This is a genomic window from Rhodococcus sp. C3V, from assembly GCF_029269915.1.
Classification (GTDB): Bacteria; Actinomycetota; Actinomycetes; order Mycobacteriales; family Mycobacteriaceae; genus Rhodococcus_F; species Rhodococcus_F qingshengii.
Genome location: NZ_JARJBE010000001.1, coordinates 669,276 through 685,010 on the forward strand (window position 1 = coordinate 669,276; position 15,735 = coordinate 685,010).

At 62.5% G+C, this 15,735-nt stretch carries 13 protein-coding genes, 1 pseudogene and 1 riboswitch; of the genes and pseudogenes, 4 read left to right on the forward strand and 10 right to left on the reverse strand.

Annotated elements, in window-relative coordinates; genetic code table 11:
- Positions 1–12: 12 nt before the first annotated feature.
- Positions 13–564 (reverse strand): MarR family transcriptional regulator, encoded by a 552-nt coding sequence (locus tag P3G66_RS03335; protein WP_003939926.1) that lies wholly within the window; start codon positions 562–564, stop codon positions 13–15.
- A 104-nt stretch (positions 565–668) separates the two neighbouring features.
- On the opposite strand from P3G66_RS03335, the pseudogene P3G66_RS03340 reads away from it, so the two are divergent.
- Together P3G66_RS03340 and P3G66_RS03345 are read left to right on the forward strand one after the other, a co-directional pair.
- A pseudogene (locus P3G66_RS03340) lies at positions 669–1,283 on the forward strand (helix-turn-helix domain-containing protein).
- Between the two features lie 174 nt (positions 1,284–1,457).
- The gene (locus P3G66_RS03345; protein ID WP_063315878.1) at positions 1,458–3,056 is read left to right on the forward strand and encodes an ABC transporter substrate-binding protein; all 1,599 of its coding nucleotides are present in this window, start codon (positions 1,458–1,460) and stop codon (positions 3,054–3,056) included.
- A 58-nt stretch (positions 3,057–3,114) separates the two neighbouring features.
- On the opposite strand, the gene metE is transcribed toward P3G66_RS03345, so the two are convergent.
- The 7 genes from metE to P3G66_RS03380 all read right to left on the reverse strand — a co-directional run bounded on the left by metE (position 3,115) and on the right by P3G66_RS03380 (position 10,996).
- A complete protein-coding gene (metE, locus tag P3G66_RS03350; protein ID WP_231782475.1) occupies positions 3,115–5,379 on the reverse strand; it encodes a 5-methyltetrahydropteroyltriglutamate--homocysteine S-methyltransferase in 2,265 nt (754 codons plus the stop codon).
- A gap of 158 nt (positions 5,380–5,537) precedes the next feature.
- Positions 5,538–5,739: riboswitch (cobalamin riboswitch) on the reverse strand.
- 105 nt (positions 5,740–5,844) lie between these two features.
- A complete protein-coding gene (locus tag P3G66_RS03355; RefSeq protein WP_003940179.1) occupies positions 5,845–6,282 on the reverse strand; it encodes a helix-turn-helix transcriptional regulator in 438 nt (145 codons plus the stop codon).
- Between the two features lie 219 nt (positions 6,283–6,501).
- Entirely contained in the window at positions 6,502–7,131 is a 630-nt protein-coding gene (locus tag P3G66_RS03360; protein ID WP_003940330.1) for a response regulator transcription factor, read from the reverse strand.
- The gene (locus P3G66_RS03365; RefSeq protein WP_075834209.1) at positions 7,128–8,252 is read right to left on the reverse strand and encodes a histidine kinase; all 1,125 of its coding nucleotides are present in this window, start codon (positions 8,250–8,252) and stop codon (positions 7,128–7,130) included. The genes P3G66_RS03360 and P3G66_RS03365 overlap by 4 nt, the downstream gene beginning before the upstream one ends.
- Positions 8,253–9,047, reverse strand: a complete 795-nt coding sequence (locus P3G66_RS03370; protein WP_064073957.1) for an ABC transporter permease — start codon at positions 9,045–9,047, stop codon at positions 8,253–8,255. It lies immediately after the preceding gene.
- The gene (locus tag P3G66_RS03375) at positions 9,047–10,003 is read right to left on the reverse strand and encodes an ABC transporter ATP-binding protein (protein WP_042921758.1); all 957 of its coding nucleotides are present in this window, start codon (positions 10,001–10,003) and stop codon (positions 9,047–9,049) included. The genes P3G66_RS03370 and P3G66_RS03375 overlap by 1 nt, the downstream gene beginning before the upstream one ends.
- Positions 10,004–10,048: 45 nt before the next feature.
- Positions 10,049–10,996 (reverse strand): EamA family transporter, encoded by a 948-nt coding sequence (locus P3G66_RS03380; RefSeq protein ID WP_276116179.1) that lies wholly within the window; start codon positions 10,994–10,996, stop codon positions 10,049–10,051.
- A gap of 68 nt (positions 10,997–11,064) precedes the next feature.
- Between P3G66_RS03380 and P3G66_RS03385 the strand changes: the two genes are divergently transcribed.
- Together P3G66_RS03385 and P3G66_RS03390 are read left to right on the forward strand one after the other, a co-directional pair.
- Positions 11,065–11,610: a CGNR zinc finger domain-containing protein gene (locus P3G66_RS03385; RefSeq protein ID WP_020908856.1), complete on the forward strand. Its 546-nt coding sequence runs from the start codon at positions 11,065–11,067 to the stop codon at positions 11,608–11,610.
- A 113-nt stretch (positions 11,611–11,723) separates the two neighbouring features.
- Positions 11,724–13,022 carry an NtaA/DmoA family FMN-dependent monooxygenase gene (locus tag P3G66_RS03390; protein ID WP_064073958.1) on the forward strand — a complete coding sequence of 433 codons (1,299 nt, stop codon included), beginning with the start codon at positions 11,724–11,726 and terminating at the stop codon, positions 13,020–13,022.
- Here the strand turns inward: P3G66_RS03390 and P3G66_RS03395 are convergent.
- Together P3G66_RS03395 and pruA are read right to left on the reverse strand one after the other, a co-directional pair.
- Complete coding sequence (locus tag P3G66_RS03395) at positions 13,019–13,984, reverse strand: proline dehydrogenase family protein (RefSeq protein WP_276116180.1); 966 nt, start codon at positions 13,982–13,984, stop codon at positions 13,019–13,021. The two genes, P3G66_RS03390 and P3G66_RS03395, sit on opposite strands and share 4 nt — an antisense overlap.
- Positions 13,984–15,645 (reverse strand): L-glutamate gamma-semialdehyde dehydrogenase, encoded by a 1,662-nt coding sequence (gene pruA, locus P3G66_RS03400; RefSeq protein ID WP_276116181.1) that lies wholly within the window; start codon positions 15,643–15,645, stop codon positions 13,984–13,986. The genes P3G66_RS03395 and pruA overlap by 1 nt, the downstream gene beginning before the upstream one ends.
- Between the last annotated feature and the right edge of the window lie 90 nt (positions 15,646–15,735).

Here is a 15,735-nt window from a genome sequence, read left to right on the forward strand (position 1 = left end):
TTCGGGTCTATGTCAGTTACGTCCGCGTACGTCGAACTGGCTGCGGTTGGTGATCAGTTTGTCCAGGAGCATGACAAGAATTCGCTGTTCGGCCTCGCTCAGGACGCTTACCCAGGCGTGTTCGCGTTCGTTCTGCTCGCGAAAGGCTTCGACCATGGCTTCTCGGCCCTTGTCGGTCAGGTACAGCTGGACGGAACGGCCGTCGTTCTCGGTGGGCCGACGATCGATCAATCCGTCTGCCAGCAGCGACTTGGACAGATTGGAGACCGCTGCCCTACTCATGCCGGTGAGCTCGGCGGCAGCCTTCGGCTCGATCGGACCGGCCAGCCAGGTGACGAACAACAGCCTGAAGGAGGACCATGACCAGCCGCGAGGGCGGTGGATCGACGACTCGAGATCGTAGGTGACCACGTTGGAAGCCCGATTGAGTGTCAGTAGTACCTCGGTGGCCAGCTGGTCGCGAAAGCCGTGTTCGGTGGCCAGTCGCTTGTTGGCCAGTTCGATGAACGACCAGAAGTTCAGCACGCCGACGGTTGGCTGGTCATCGGTTGTCCGGTCAGTCATGGACTAACCCTAGCGCGATCTGCAGTTGATTAATCCGTGTATTAGATATCGGGGTTACGATGAAACTTCGCAACCCGGCACTGCGGTCAGGATTCTGAACTATCGTGACGCGCGTGACTGCGCGCAGCGACGAGTTTCCCTTGGACGTCGACCTCATGTCGGTGGGGCAACTCGAGCGGAGAGGACGACTGACCGCGGCGGTGGTCGAGATGCTGGCCGAGATGCCGTCGGATCGAATCCAGATGAAAGACGTCTCGGAGCGTTCAGGCGTCGCACTCGGAACGCTGTATCGCTACTTTCCGACCAAATAGCAACTTCTGGCTGCGGCGATGACGGCGTGGAGCGGTCTCGAATCGGTCCGTCGTCCTGAGAAGTTGCGGGCAGACGGTGGCGAGAACAACGCGTACGAGCGGGTTCTGGCACTTCATCGCCGCGAGATGAAGGCATTCGAGCGTAGGCCCTACTTCGCTCGGTTGGAGATCGAACTCCATTCGTCCTCGGATCAGTTCGTGATCGAGTCGTTGGATCTGCGCGCAGCGGCACATCGGAGAATGCTGTTCGAGTTGATGGACGGCGTCCCGGCCGAGACGGCGAGGGTTGCGGCCGTGGCAATAGGCGGGACGATGTTGACGGCCCTTGCGCTGTGGACCAGTGGCCGGATCGGATTCGCAGAGGCCCAGCGGAACGTCGAAGACGTCATCGGACTGGTAATTCGCTGAACGGTTGCAACCTAGAATTCAGTTCTTGTTTCTGCTGTCATGAACGCGAATTATCGCTTCGGCTTTGTGAAAACGAAGACGCAGGACGAGTCCTTACCTAGAATTCACTTACAAATATGTCGGGGTGTCCGATCCAGGGATCGACGTATCCGTGAACTGTGAAAGTGAGTCGCAATGAAGCGCTCGTACCGAGTCCGCGCTCGAATCTGGATGGTTGTCCTGGCGTCGGCGACGCTGGTGGTGACGGGGTGCGCCGGTAGCAGCCAAGGTACGACCACGGATGCATCGGACGTGACGGTCGGAGTTGTCGGTGACCAGAACAACGGGGGAGAGCCGCGATCGGGTGGCACCGTGTCGTTTGCCACCTACAACGGGATCAGCAGTCTCGATCCGGCTGACCGTCAGGACGGCGGCGCTACCGGTGGTAGCGAAATGGCAGCCATCTACGACCTTCTCATGCGCTTCGATACGTCGGCGGGCGAGTATGTTCCCCACTTGGCTCAGTCGTTGTCGGCCAACGGCGACAACACGGTGTGGACACTGAAATTGCGCGACGGCGTCACCTTCAGCGACGGCACTCCGATGGACAGTGCGGCAGTCCTGTGGAGCATCGATCACTATCTGCAGAAGAAGGGAACTCACGCGCTGGTGTGGAAGACCGCTGTGCGCGAGACGAATTCACCGGATCCGAGTACGGTCGTCTTTACATTGGCGCAGCCGTGGGACGAGTTCCCGATCATGTTCACCACCGGTCCCGGCATGATCGTCGCGCCCTCGTCGATGGCTACCGGCACGTTCACCCCGATCGGGGCAGGCCCGTTCACCGTCGAGAAGTTCGCCTCCCAGGACGAATTGGTGCTCGCTGCCCGTCCGACGTACTGGGACGGGGCGCCGTACCTCGAGAAGTTGCGCTTTCCGGCAATCGTCAACGAGAAGAGCAAACTGGAAGGATTGCACACCGACGGAATCCAGGTTGCCTATCTGAAGTCTCCCGACTTCATTCACGAGGCTTTCGAAGCCGGTGATCCCGGATTTGTGTACTCGGCCAGCATGGCCGGAGTTCTGGCAATCAATCAGCGCGACGATCGGGCAGCGAAGGACGAGCGCGTGCGTAAGGCGATTGTCGCTGCGGTGGACCCGAATACGTTCAACGAGCGAGTTCAGGGCGGCTTCGGCGAACCCGGCACCGACATGTTCGCGTCGTGGTCGCAGTGGCACGGATCGGTGGCCGGGAACGGCTTCGACCCCGAGGCGGCCAAGAAGTATCTCGCCGAGGCGAAGGCGGACGGTTACGACGGAAAACTGACGTACGTCGGGATGAACGATCCGGCGACGCAGCGCAGCGCACTGACGTTTCAGTCGCTCTTGCAGGCAGTGGGTTTCACGGTCGACATCACCTACGCAACCAGCATCAACGATCTGATTTCCATGCTGTACGCAAAGCATGACTACGACGTGTCCTACTTCGCGTTCAACGTGCTGGAAGAGTCACCGTTCGTGCGTATGTACGGCAACCTGTTCAGCGAATCGCCGTCGAACATCCTCGGTTACAAGAACGCTCGGATGGACGAGTTGCTCGGCAAGCTGCAAACAGCGTCGGGCGAGGATGAGCGGCGAGCCGTCATCGACGATATTCAGACCGTGGTCAACGAGACGGCGCCGATGGCCGTGGTCAACTCCGGCAAGGTCTTCATCCCGTGGCGCGAGAACGTCCACGGAGTGACCCCGAGTGCGGACGGGATTCTGCTCTTCGGCAACACGTGGTTGAGCTGACCCCCGTGCGCCTTTTTGGTAGTGCCCACTACCAAAAAGGCGCACAGGGGCTTTGCCCCTATAGCTCCGCTCGTACCAACTTCGCGGCTTCGACGAGGTTACGCAGTGACGCCTCGACCTCGACGGAACCGCGGGTCTTCAAACCGCAGTCCGGGTTGACCCACAACCGCTCGACAGGAACAGCTTTGAGTGCCTCACGCAGGGATTCGGCAATCTCGTCGACGCTCGGCACCCGCGGCGAGTGGATGTCGTAGACACCCGGGCCGACGCCGAGGTCGAACCCGACCGAACTGAGATCGTCGAGGACCTCCATGTGTGAGCGCGCCGCCTCGATGGACGTGACGTCCGCGTCGAGGCCGGCGATGGCGCCGATCACCGCTCCGAACTCGGAGTAGCACAGGTGCGTGTGGATCGCGGTGGAATCCGCGACGCCCGAGGTAGCCAACCGGAAGGCGCCGACCGACCAGTCCAGGTAGGCGCGCTGATCCTCGGCACGCAGTGGGAGTAGTTCTCGTAGAGCCGGTTCGTCAACCTGGATGATTCCGATTCCGGCGGCCTGCAGGTCGACGGTCTCGTCTCGAATGGCCAGTGCGACTTGATTTGCCGAGTCGGCGAGGGGTTGGTCGTCGCGGACGAACGACCAGGCCAGAATGGTGACGGGTCCGGTGAGCATGCCCTTGACCGGCTTGTCGGTCAGGGACTGCGCGTACGTGATCCAGTCGACGGTCATCTGTTTCGGGCGGGAGACGTCGCCGTACAGAATCGGCGGACGCACGCAGCGGGTGCCGTACGACTGGACCCAACCGTTGGCGGTGGCGAAGAATCCGTCCAACTGCTCCGCGAAGTACTGGACCATGTCGTTGCGTTCCGGCTCACCGTGAACAAGAACGTCCAGGTCCAGCTTTTCCTGGAGCGCAACAACTTCGGCAACTTCGGCGCGCATACGGTTGACGTACTCGGCTTCGTCGATCTCGCCCTTGCGCAGTGCTGCGCGAGCGATGCGGATCTTCGAGGTTTGCGGGTACGAACCGATAGTCGTCGTGGGCAGCGGCGGCAGAGAAAGCAGTTCGTCCTGGGCAGCGCGACGTTCGGCGGCGGGCGCGCGACCGGTCGCCGAGTTCAGCACGGCGGCCAGGCGTCCCCGAACACTCGCATCATTGAGTCTGCGATCGTCCTTGCGGGTCGACGCGGCCGCTCGTGCCAGAGCGAACTCGTCCTCCACCGACTCTCGGCCCTGTGTGAGAGCGGTTGCGAGAGTTACTACTTCCTTGACCTTCTCGGTGCCGAACGCGAGCCACGAGCGCAGGGCCTTGTCGACATCGGCCTCTGCGTCGAGAGTGTACGGAACATGCAGCAGGGAGCACGATGTGGAGACGGCAAGAGTATCCACGCTGCCCAACAGAGCACCCAACGTGCTCAGTGCCGAATCCAGATCCGACCGCCAGATGTTTCGTCCGTCGACCACGCCGGCGACGACCAGTTTGCGGGCGAGTTCGGGGACGGAGCCGATCGAATCCTGACCGGCCACCAGGTCGACGGCAAATCCTTCGACGCCGGTGGACGCAAGCGCGGGCAGCGCCTCACGCAGCGAACCGAAGTACGACGCCAACAGGATCGACGGCCGCTCGGACAGCGCTGAAAGCTGTTCGTACGCAGCGCGTGCCGCTTCGATTTCCTCGTCGGTGCGATCGCCCACGAGGGCCGGTTCGTCGAGCTGAACCCAGCTCGCACCGGCCTTCGCGAGCTGACCGAGTAGATCCGCGTAGAGGGGGAGTAGTTCTTCGAGTCGCGAGAGCAGCGGCTCGTCGGTGCCGACAGCCTTCGAGAGCAGCAGGAAGGTGACCGGTCCGATGACGACCGGGCGGGCTGCAATGCCGTCGGAAAGTGCTTCTGCCAGTTCGGACAAGACCTTGGACGGGTCGAGTGCGAACGTGGTGGACGGCGAGATCTCCGGCACCAGGTAGTGGTAGTTGGTGTCGAACCACTTCGTCATTTCGAGCGGCGCGATGGTGTCCGTCCCACGGGCAGCGGCAAAGTAGCGGTCCAACGGATCGGCGACCGACGCGACGCGGTCGGGCAGCGCGCCGAGAAGAACTGCGGTGTCGAGCATCTGGTCGTAGAAGGAGAAGGTATTGACCGGGACGGAGTCGAGGCCCAGGTCACGGAGGTCGGCCAAGCCCTGCCGACGGAGGTCACGGGCGACAGCCTGCAGGGCGTCGGCGTCGATGCGCCCTGCCCAGTAGCTTTCGGTTGCCCGCTTGAGTTCTCGATGAGGACCGATGCGCGGTGAGCCCAGCACGGTCGAAGTGAATGTTGTTGTCACGGAGTTTCTCCAGATTGCCAATGCATTGATGGCCACTGCCGGCAGACGGGTATACCTCACGAGACCCCGAGTTTCAGCGGGCAGCACTGCCCGCACCGCACACGAGGTCCGATGGAGATCTACACGCCCATTCCACGAGGCGGTGGACCGTCGGGCACGGCGTGCCCGACACAGTCGGCAGGTCTTCGGACTCGCGGGCACTCGATCGAGTTGGATCGAACCTACTGGCCGTCGCTTCCCAGGCGGATGCCCAGTGCACATGAACGGCGGTCGTTCCTGCTTACCGCTGCGGGACAGTCCCGGATTTTCACCGGGTTCCCTCTCACCCCGACAGCTTGCGCTGACGGAGCTTCGACGCCGGGACCGGTCTTCGGGGCTCCTCATGACCGTGCCGGGCGAACCAGCTGCATCGACCAGCATAAGGCCAACCCTCCCTGAGCAGTCAAGGAGAGTCGGCGAAGGGCGCTATGCGCGTGACATGTAGGAATTCGAGTCCGGTGGTACGCGCGGAAGATTTTCGGAGGAACGTAGATTCTCCGCCATTTCGACAAGCAGATCCTGTGAAGACGGTGAGAGGTCGACGACACGGGAGGTGAGGTTCCGCAGGCGCACGTTGTGCAGCTGTTCGAGGAGGGAGAGGTCTGCCTCGCCACCTGAGATCGCGGGCGGAGTGTGATCGGACGGGGCGTAGAAGTAGTCCGGATGGACCTTGAAGAAGTGGGCGAGGGCGGCAACCACTTCGGGTGACGGATTGGTTCGGACGCCGGTGCGCAGTTGCGACAGGTACGGCGTCGAGATACGGCAGCCGAACTCGGTCATGCCGCGAACGACCATCGCGTTGGTGACGTGAAAGTCGGCAGTCTCGAACAGCGAGTTCAAGCGATCGTTGAACTGGTTCGACATGAGACGTCCCTTCCCCCGCTACGCACAGGCTCCGTCGGTTCAATTAACTGCATCATAGCCAGGTATCGAACGATTAGCTGTTTCAGATTCTCGCGAAGCGGCCGTTTGCAGGGAAAATCCCTAGGGTAGAAGGTCCCTACTTTGAGTGATCTGGACAAATCGCCATCACGAATCGAACGGCGAACTATTTGCCGGGGAAGGCTATTCCAGACGCGCGGATCAGAGCCAGCCGTTCGACTCGGCGATTCTGACGGCTTCCGCGCGCGTCGACGCACCCGTCTTACCCATCGCGGATGACAGATGATTTCGAACTGTCCCGGCAGACAGGAAGAGCGCCCCTGCGATGGCTGCCACGGGTGCGCCGTCGTGAGCGGCGCGCAGTACTTGGGTCTCACGCTCCGTCAGGGGCGACTCGCCGCTGACGAGGCTGTCGGCCGCAAGGGTGGGATCGACGACGCGCAGTCCGGCGTGGACACGCCTGACCGCGTCGGCAAGCTGCCTGGCGGGGGTGTCCTTGACGACGAACCCGCCGGCCCCGGCGTGCAGGGCTTTACGAAGAAATCCGGGACGGCCGAACGTGGTGACGATCAGAACCCGGGTGTCGGGTGCTGCCTCGCGAAGGGCCGCCGTCGCGGCGATTCCGTCCATGCCGGGCATCTCGACGTCCAGAAGCGCGACGTCCGGGCGGTGTTCGAGAACGGCGGACACCACCTCGTCGCCGCGACCGACCTCGGCTACCACGGACAGGTCGGATTCCAGATCGAGCAGCGCGGCCAAAGCTCCTCGCACGAGCGCCTGATCGTCCGCCAAGAGCAGCCGTATGGTTGCTCGATCGCCCTGGCTGTTCACTCTGTCTCCTGTTCGACTACCTGAAGTGCAAACCCCTGCGGCAGGGGATGAGTGATGATCACTCGTGCGCCCGACGCTCCGGCGCGCTCGCGCAATCCGATCAGACCGTTTCCGGAAGACGTCGACTCGGCCCCTCGTCCGTCGTCGACGACCGACGCACTATTTTCGTCGACCGTGATCCGGCAGTGGGTCGCACCGCTGTGTCGAACGACGTTGGTGACGCCCTCACGGATCGTCCATGCAAAGAGTTCCCGAAGACGCGTGGGAACCATGTCGGTACTGCTCGGCACCTCGTCTTCGATACCAGCCGCACGCAATGCCTCTCGCGCTCGGGCTATCTCGACGGGAAGAGAAATCCCACGAAATCCTTCGACGGCCGAGCGCACGTCCGCCAGCGCGTCTCGAGAGAGCCTTTCGAGGTCGTCGAGTTCGCTGCGTGCACGTTCGATATCGACATCGAGTAGGCGATTGGCCAGTTCGGCTTTGATCGTGATGACGGTCAGCGAGTGCCCGAGGATGTCGTGCAGATCCCGCGCCATCCTCGTTCGCTCCTCCATGATTGCCCGCTGCTCCTGCTCTTCGCGTTCGTGGAGTATGGCGAAGTTGCGGCTGATCAGGGACATGATTCCCCAGGTCGCGAACGCGGCCGCGCAGACTCCGAGTGAGAGTCCGGAGTAGTTCCCCCATCCGGACGAGAGGCTGACTATCTCCACGGAGGCCGCGAACACCAAGGCGAGAATGCCGCCGGCGACGGTCGGCAACAGCGTCACCGCTGTCACCGCGAGGTACGGTGCTGCTGCCAAACCTGTCGGCCCGACGCTCACGATCATCACAGCGGCCAACGCGGTCAAGGCGGACAGAGCCAGTGCAGCTTCGCGAATCGTCGGCCGAGTCATCGTCATTCGACGTCGCTGCTGCGTTGTGGCGAAGGTGTAGAGGTAGAGGGCACTGAAGGCGATCGTCGCGAGAATCCCTGTCCAGCCGCGCAGTTCGTCGCGTAGATTCCATCCCTCGATCAGCGGCCCGCCGAGAAATACCATCCAGACCGCCGCGAAGAGAACGCCGAAACGATTCCGCCGCGGGAGCGCGACGGAATCTTCTCGGTCAGTCGTTTGCGACAACTACACACGCTCCGTATCTCGTTGGAACCGCCAGATCGCTCCGCCGGCGAAGATGGCGAACCACACCAGGATATTGACGATCCAGGTCCAGTGAATGCTATTGCCCGTCAACGGTGCGTGGGCGAGGGCGTTGATGCCGAACATCGGGGTGAACTGTGCGATGGTCGCCCATACGGAACCGTCGGTGAGTGGTACGAAGAGTCCGCCGCCGAATGCGAGCAGAGCCAGTCCCGGTCCGAGCAACTGCATGACGTTCTCACTGGGGAGTAGGTACCCCATGAACAGGCCGAAGGCCGCGAAGATCGACGATCCCAGCCAGGCGATCAATGCCGTTGTGAACCAGAGTGATCCGTCCATCTGCGCCGAGGTGAACGCGCCGACGACGTAGACCACGAGAATCGAGACGAGACCGAGCAGCATCGCCATGATCAGTTTGACGGCGATGTAGGCGACCGGGGTCAGGGGAGTCAGCCGAAGTTGTCGGCTCCACCCGGACGCTCGTTCGATCGAGACCATCGCGCCGCCGCTGGTGGTGGCCAGCATCGCGCCGTACAGGGCCATGCTGATCATGATGTACGCGGCGACATTGCCGTGCCCGATCCCGTGGTCGTCGTCGCCTTGACCGAGACCGAAGACGAGGAAGAAGACAACCGGCATGACGAGCGTGAAGATCATCGTGCGCCGGTTGCGAGTCAGGCGACGAAATTCCAGTCGCAGTAGCGTCGTGTTGAATCCGCCGAGAGGTACGACGGTTCGCTCGGCTCCGTAGGTACTCGCTTCGGTTGCAGTGGTCATCACTTCTGTCCTTCGGAGTTGTTCGACGTGAGTGCGATGAATGCGTCTTCGAGGCCACGCGAGACGATTTCGAGATCGCGAGCCTGCGTATTGGTCAACAGGAATCGTGCAACGGCATCGGTGTCGCCCGAGTGCACGAGCAGCGACTCACCGCGCACCTCGACGGCGTCGGAGTTCGGTATGGCTCGCAGGAGTTCGTCGGTGATGCCTGGAACAGTCGCGCGCAGGGTGCGCCCGGACGCCATCGCCTTGACCTCGGCGGTGGTCCCGTCTGCGACCACGGTGCCTTGCCTGACCAGGATGATGCGGTCGGCGTAGACATCGGCCTCTTCGAGGTAGTGCGTCGCAAAAAGCACAGTGCGACCGTGATCTGCGTCGGCGCGGATGGCGGACCAAAAGTCCCGACGCCCTTCGACGTCCATGCCGGTGGTGGGCTCGTCGAGAATGAGCAATTGCGGGTTCGACAGCAACGCCATCGCAAATCGCAACCGCTGTTGTTGTCCGCCTGAGCATTTGCTGACCAGGCGATCGGAGATGTCGAGGATTCCGGCTCTCCCCAGCACTTCGTCGACCGGACGGGATTGGGAGTACAGGCTGGCGGTCAGCTGCACAGTCTCGGCAACCGTCAGCTCTTTCAGTAGTCCGCCGGTCTGCATGACTGCCGAGACGAGTCCGCGGGCAATCGCCGATCGAGGTGACATTCCGAAGACGCTCACCTCGCCTGACGTCGGCCGGGACAGGCCGAGGATCATGTCGATGGTTGTCGTCTTGCCTGCGCCGTTCGGGCCGAGGAACGCGACGATCTCGCCGGGGCGGATGCTCAGGTCGATACCTTTGACGGCGTCGACGGTTCCGAAACTCTTGCGAAGTCCGGTCAACCGGACGGCGTCGTGTGCCGATCCTTCAGTGCGTGTATGCAGTGCCTGTGGTGAATGCCGTGCCTGTGTTGAGGTCATACATAGAATCTGCTCGCTTCGAGGTCGTGATCCCTCGTCCGTCCGTCATTTTTCTGCCATGACATTTGTCATCGGGTCGGCCGGTATCTGTTTCGGTGCAACCTGGCCGAGGCGCGCGAGGACCAACCCCGCGATGATTGCTGCGCCACCTACAGCTTGGAGTGCGGTGACGGATTCCCCGACCAGGATCCACGCGGCGACGACCGCGCACAGCACTTCGGTCAGAGCTACCAGAGACCCGATTGTCGGCCCCAGCAGCGTGATCGCGGCGATGCCGGTGAGATAGGCAATGACAGTGCTGACCAGGACCAGGACCACCACCGGCAGCCACACGTTCACCGACTGGTCTGCCACGACGGCGTTCGAGGCCGAGAACTGGAGGGGGAGGACGCCTACGAGTCCGAGCGCGCCGATGACCACTGCACTGACCGTGAGCCCCGATGCCGCGAGCACAACTGGATGGAGATCACCGTCCGCACGTTCGGAAATGACGAAATAGACTGCAAGGCATGCCGCGGCGGCCAGTCCCCAGGCGACTCCGACGGCACTGATCTCCGCCGATCCGAAGACGTCGATCACCACGGCGGCGCCGATCAAGGCCACCGCCGCACCGAGAAGCGTCTGCACGCTCGGACGCGCGCCCTTGGTTATCCACACCCACCCGATGACGATGATCGGTGCAAGGTACTCGAGAAGCAATGCGACGCCGACCGAAAGATGTTGCACGGCATTGAAGAAGCACAGTTGAACGCCCGAGATCGCGAACACCCCGTACAGCAGTACCGTTCGCGTGTGGGTGCTCACCTGTCGTAGGCGAGGCCATTGGGTGGCTACGGCGATCACCATCATCACCAGTGCGCCGCCGGCAACGCGCGCGAACACTGCGCCGCCGGGGGACCACCCTGATTCGATGAGAGATTTCGCGAACGGGCCCGATACGCCGAACGTTGCCGCGGACAGCAGAGCGAAGATCAAGCCGTTGCGAGAGTTCACGTCGTCACCCGTCAGGAGTAAAAGCGATTACGATGCTGACATTAGGTTGATAGAGCTCAGGAGTCAAAGTGCATTTTGCTGGTGACACGGAATCGGCGCTCGTCTTCGCCGCGTCGTTGGTCAACACGGCCCGCGGCGGGGCTGAACTGCTTCCGGATCAAGAGGAGCTGACACGGTTTCTCGACGCGGATCATTGGACCGGCAGGCGGGACGGCACGCGGGAGGAATTGACGGCGGTTCGTGCGCTGCGTCCACGACTGCGAAAGTTCTGGGAAGCCGCGGGAGTGGACGACGCCGTCGAGGTGGTGAACACACTGCTACTCGAATCGGGCGCGAGGCCGCGGCTCACCAGGCACGACGACCTCGGCTGGCATCTGCACGTCACCGCTGACGATTCGCCACTGGTGGACCGGATGGCCGCAGAAGCGGCGATGGGTGTGCTCGATCTGATCCGAACCGACGAATTCTCGAGGTTGCGATGGTGCGAGGCCCCGGACTGCGAGGCGGTCTTCGTGGATTTGTCGCGCAATCGTTCGAAGCGATACTGCGACACCGGAAACTGTGGGAACAGGGCGCACGTCGCCGCCTATCGTGCCCGTAAATCCGGTGCGTGACCAAGCGGTGTGCGGAGGGATAGAACCAGGCTGAGTGAATTCCTTGTCGGGAGCCAGGATCGGTCTAGCGTTGTGAATTCGGAACAGATTTCGCGAAGCCAGGAGGATGGTCGGTGGCCGATCGCAGGCGTCCACTCAAGACGGTGACCGGTGTCAGCGGGGCGGTGAGTATCTACGACGCAGCGATCGATCCGACGACGTCGACGGTCGCGTCCGCGATCGACGTCGCAAAGACGGCCGAGGCGAACAAGATCGACGGACTGTTTGCCGCCGACCTGCTGAGTTTCGGTGCGCAGGGCGCGATCGGTGCGCAGGAGCCGTTGATCTTCCTTGCCGCGCTGAGTGCGGTCACCACCCATGTGGGGCTCATCGCCACCGTCACGACGACGTTTCATCACCCATTCAACCTGGCACGGTTGTTCGGCACCCTGGACCACGTCAGCAATGGTCGAGCCGCATGGAATGCCGTCACTTCCTCACTCGGAGAAGAGAACTACAGCGACCTGGACCTGCCGAGTCCGGAGGAGCGGTACGCCCGAGCGGCCGAATCGCTCGAGGTGGTCAACGCGCTCTTCGACAGCTGGAAGCCCGGCGCCTTGATCCGGGGAGAGGGCTCTGCGGTGCTAGATCCGTCGAGGGTGGTCCCCATCGAGCACCGAGGCAAGTACTTCACCGTGCAGGGGCCGTTGAACATTCCATCCCTGCCGCAGCGTCGTCCGGTCCAATTCCAGGCAGGCCAATCTGCCGGGGGTATCGAACTGGGTGCTCGCTTCGCGGAGGTCGTATTCACTTCTCTCGCAACCTTCGAGGACGCGGTCACCTACACGAAGACGATCCGCGCCAGGGCGGCAGAGTTGGGGCGTGGGGACGAACTGCCACTGATTTTCAGCTCGTTCCACGCAACGTACGGCGCTACCGAAGCCGAAGTCGAACGATTGGTCAGAGAAGCCGAGGAATCGACGGACTTCGACGCCGGACGCACCAGGCTTGCCGACATGTTCGGCGGCGGCGTGGATTTCTCGGAATTGCCGCTGGATCGGCCGATCCCGGAGTCGTTGTTGCCGGACCCGTCGTCGGTGAATCGACGACGGGGCCGGGTCGAGATCTTCGGCAAGCTCGCATCACAAGGAAAGACTCTGCGTGAGTTGATCATCGCGTCCAAGGACACCGGCCACTGGGCAGCGGCGGGCACCCCGGAACAGCTCGCGGACGCGATCGAGGAACGATACGACGCGGGCGTACTCGACGTCATCACGCTCGGTGACCTTGCCGATCCGCGTACACGCGATTTCGTCACGAACGGGCTGCTGCCGGAGCTGCGCAAGCGCGGAATCGTGGGATCCGACTACGTCGGCGGTACCTTCCGTGAAAACCTCGAGTTGCCACCGCTGCCACCGGTTTCCGGTGTCTAGTTGTTGGAAGCGAGTGAGCGCATGAAGAACATGAGGTTGGCCGGTCTTTCCGCCAGGCGACGCATGAAGTAGCCGTACCACTGGCTGCCGTAGGGAACGTAGACCCGCAGGTGATTGCCTTCGGCTACCAATCTGCGTTGTTCGCCGTCGCGGATGCCGAAGAGCATCTGAAACTCGAAATCCTCGGCCGTCCGCTCGGTCAGTGTGGCGAGTCCGAGGGCGGCGTCGATCATGGTGGGATCGTGGGAGGCCACCATCGGGTATCCGTCACCCTCCATCAAGACCTTCAGGCAACGCACGTACGACGCGTCGACTTCGGCGGCCTTTTGGAACGCGACGCCGGCCGGTTCCTTGTATGCACCCTTGCACAGCCGAATTCGTGAACCTGATCCGGAGAAGTGCCGGCAGTCGGCCTCGGTGCGGTGTAGATACGCCTGCAGGACCGTGCCGAGCGTCGGGAAGTCGCGGCGCAACTCTTCGACGATGGACAGTGTCGAGTCGGTGGTGGTGTGATCCTCCGCATCGACGGTGACCCACGCGCCCACTTCGTCTGCCGCTGTGACGATTCGGTGAGCGTTCGCCAGGGCGATCTTCTCGCCGTCACCGGGAAGTGACTGCCCCAACGCGGAGAGCTTGAGCGAAACCTCCAGGGAGTGTTGCGTCCCGGCAATCTCGGAAAGCGTTGCGTACGAGCGGAGAAGGGAGAGATAGGCATCGACGGTAGCTGTTGCCTGAGCCGGATCGGTGGTGTCCTCGCCGAGGTAGTCGACCGTCACGAACCGGCCACTGGTGAGGATGTCGCGCACCGCTGACATCGCTGCGGGTTCCGCGTCCCCGGCGACGAACCTGTCTACAAGCTTGCGGGTCAAGGTCATCCCGGAGACTGTCTTCTCCAGTCGCGACGAGCGTGCCGCCGCGAGGAGCACCGAGCGCAGTGGGTTGCTCAGCGAGACGGCACTCATCAACGGTTCTCGGTCTCGGCTGGATCGACGTCTTGGTGGGGGTAACGATGATCGGTGGGAGGAACGAAGGTTTCCTTGACGGTGCGCGTCGACGCCCAACGGAGCAGATTCTGCGGCGAACCGGCCTTGTCGTTGGTACCCGAAGCCCGCGCACCTCCGAAGGGTTGTTGTCCGACAACCGCTCCCGTCGGCTTGTCGTTGACGTAGAAGTTTCCGGCGGCGAACCGCAGACCATGATGAGCTTGATCGACGGCCGCACGGTCGGTGGCGATCACGGCGCCGGTCAGGGCGTAAGCGGATCCGCTGTCGACGCGCGCGAGGATGTCGGCGTAGGCATTGGGTGCGGAGTCGTCGTAGACGTGAAGCGAAAGGATGGGACCGAAGTACTCGGTGCTGAAGGCTTCGTCGCTCGGGTCGTCACCGAGTAGGACCGTCGGTGAGATGAAGAATCCTTCACGGTCGTCGTAGTCGCCGCCTGCTGCGATGGTGAGGCTGCTGGTCGACTTGGCGCGAACGATCGCGGCGGCGTTTCGGTCGAACGAACGTTGGTCGATGACGGCGCCGCCGAAGTTCGTCAGGTCGGTGACGTCTCCGTACTTCAGCGACGACACAGTGTCGATGAACGTGTCGCCCATCTTGGCCCACACCGACTTCGGGATGAACGCCCGTGATGCGGCCGAACATTTCTGGCCCTGGTAGTCGAAGGCCCCGCGAATCAATGCCGTCGTGAGTACGTCCGGGTCAGCGGAACTGTGTGCGAGTACAAAATCCTTGCCGCCGGTTTCGCCGACGAGACGCGGATACGTCCGGTAGTTCGAGATGTTGGCTCCGACCTCACGCCACAAACGCTGGAACGTTGCGGTGGATCCGGTGAAGTGGATACCCGCCAGTCGGGGGTCGGCAAGCGCGACCTCGGACACCAAGGGGCCGTCGCCGAGAACAAGATTGATCACCCCGGGCGGGAGGCCGGCAGCTTCGAGTAGTTGCATCGTCAGGTACGCCGCGACGGCCTGCGTCGGTGACGGCTTCCAGATCACGGTGTTGCCCATCAGGGCCGGTGCTGTGGGGAGATTTCCGGCGATGGCGGTGAAATTGAAGGGAGTGATCGCGTAGACGAAACCTTCGAGTGGACGATATTCGACGCGATTCCACACTCCCGGAGCGGAAACGGGTTGGTCGGCGAGTATCTGACGTGCGAACGCGACGTTGAAACGCCAGAAGTCGATCAGTTCGCAGGGCGCGTCGATCTCGGCCTGGTATGCGGTCTTCGACTGGCCGAGCATTGTTGCGGCGGCGATGGTTTCGCGCCACGGGCCGGAAAGTAGATCGGCGGCGCGGAGGAAGACCGCAGCGCGGTCGTCGAACGAGAGGTCGCGCCAGGCCGGGGCGGCGAGTGTAGCGGCGTCGATTGCATCACGAACGTCCGAGTGGGTTGCGCCCGCAAACGATCCGATGACCGAACTGTGACGGTGTGGTTGAACTACGTTCTGTCGCTTACCTTCCGCAGTTCGGTGGATGCCGCCGATGACCTGCCTGATGTCGGTCGGCGATTCGGCCAGTTCGGTCAGTTTCGTACGGAGGCGCGATCGTTCCGGGCTTCCCGGCGCGTAATTGTTCACCGGTTCGTTGGCTGGGTGGGGGACATTGGTAACGGCGTCCATGACGATCCTTCGGCAGACTCAGGAGTGGGCAGTTGTCGTGTCGTGAACCAGTCAAGTCGAAAGACGTCGGCGAGTAATCCGCTGAGCGGC

Excerpts from the sequence above, each read along its gene's own strand:
- P3G66_RS03355 (WP_003940179.1), bottom strand. The coding sequence starts at position 6,282 with ATGTCGAACCAGTTCAACGATCGCTTGAACTCGCTGTTCGAGACTGCC.
- P3G66_RS03345 (WP_063315878.1), top strand. The coding sequence starts at position 1,458 with ATGAAGCGCTCGTACCGAGTCCGCGCTCGAATCTGGATGGTTGTCCTG.
- P3G66_RS03395 (WP_276116180.1), bottom strand. The coding sequence starts at position 13,984 with ATGAGTGCCGTCTCGCTGAGCAACCCACTGCGCTCGGTGCTCCTCGCG.
- P3G66_RS03375 (WP_042921758.1), bottom strand. The coding sequence starts at position 10,003 with ATGACCTCAACACAGGCACGGCATTCACCACAGGCACTGCATACACGC.
- P3G66_RS03335 (WP_003939926.1), bottom strand. The coding sequence starts at position 564 with ATGACTGACCGGACAACCGATGACCAGCCAACCGTCGGCGTGCTGAAC.
- pruA (WP_276116181.1), bottom strand. The coding sequence starts at position 15,645 with ATGGACGCCGTTACCAATGTCCCCCACCCAGCCAACGAACCGGTGAAC.
- P3G66_RS03370 (WP_064073957.1), bottom strand. The coding sequence starts at position 9,047 with ATGACCACTGCAACCGAAGCGAGTACCTACGGAGCCGAGCGAACCGTC.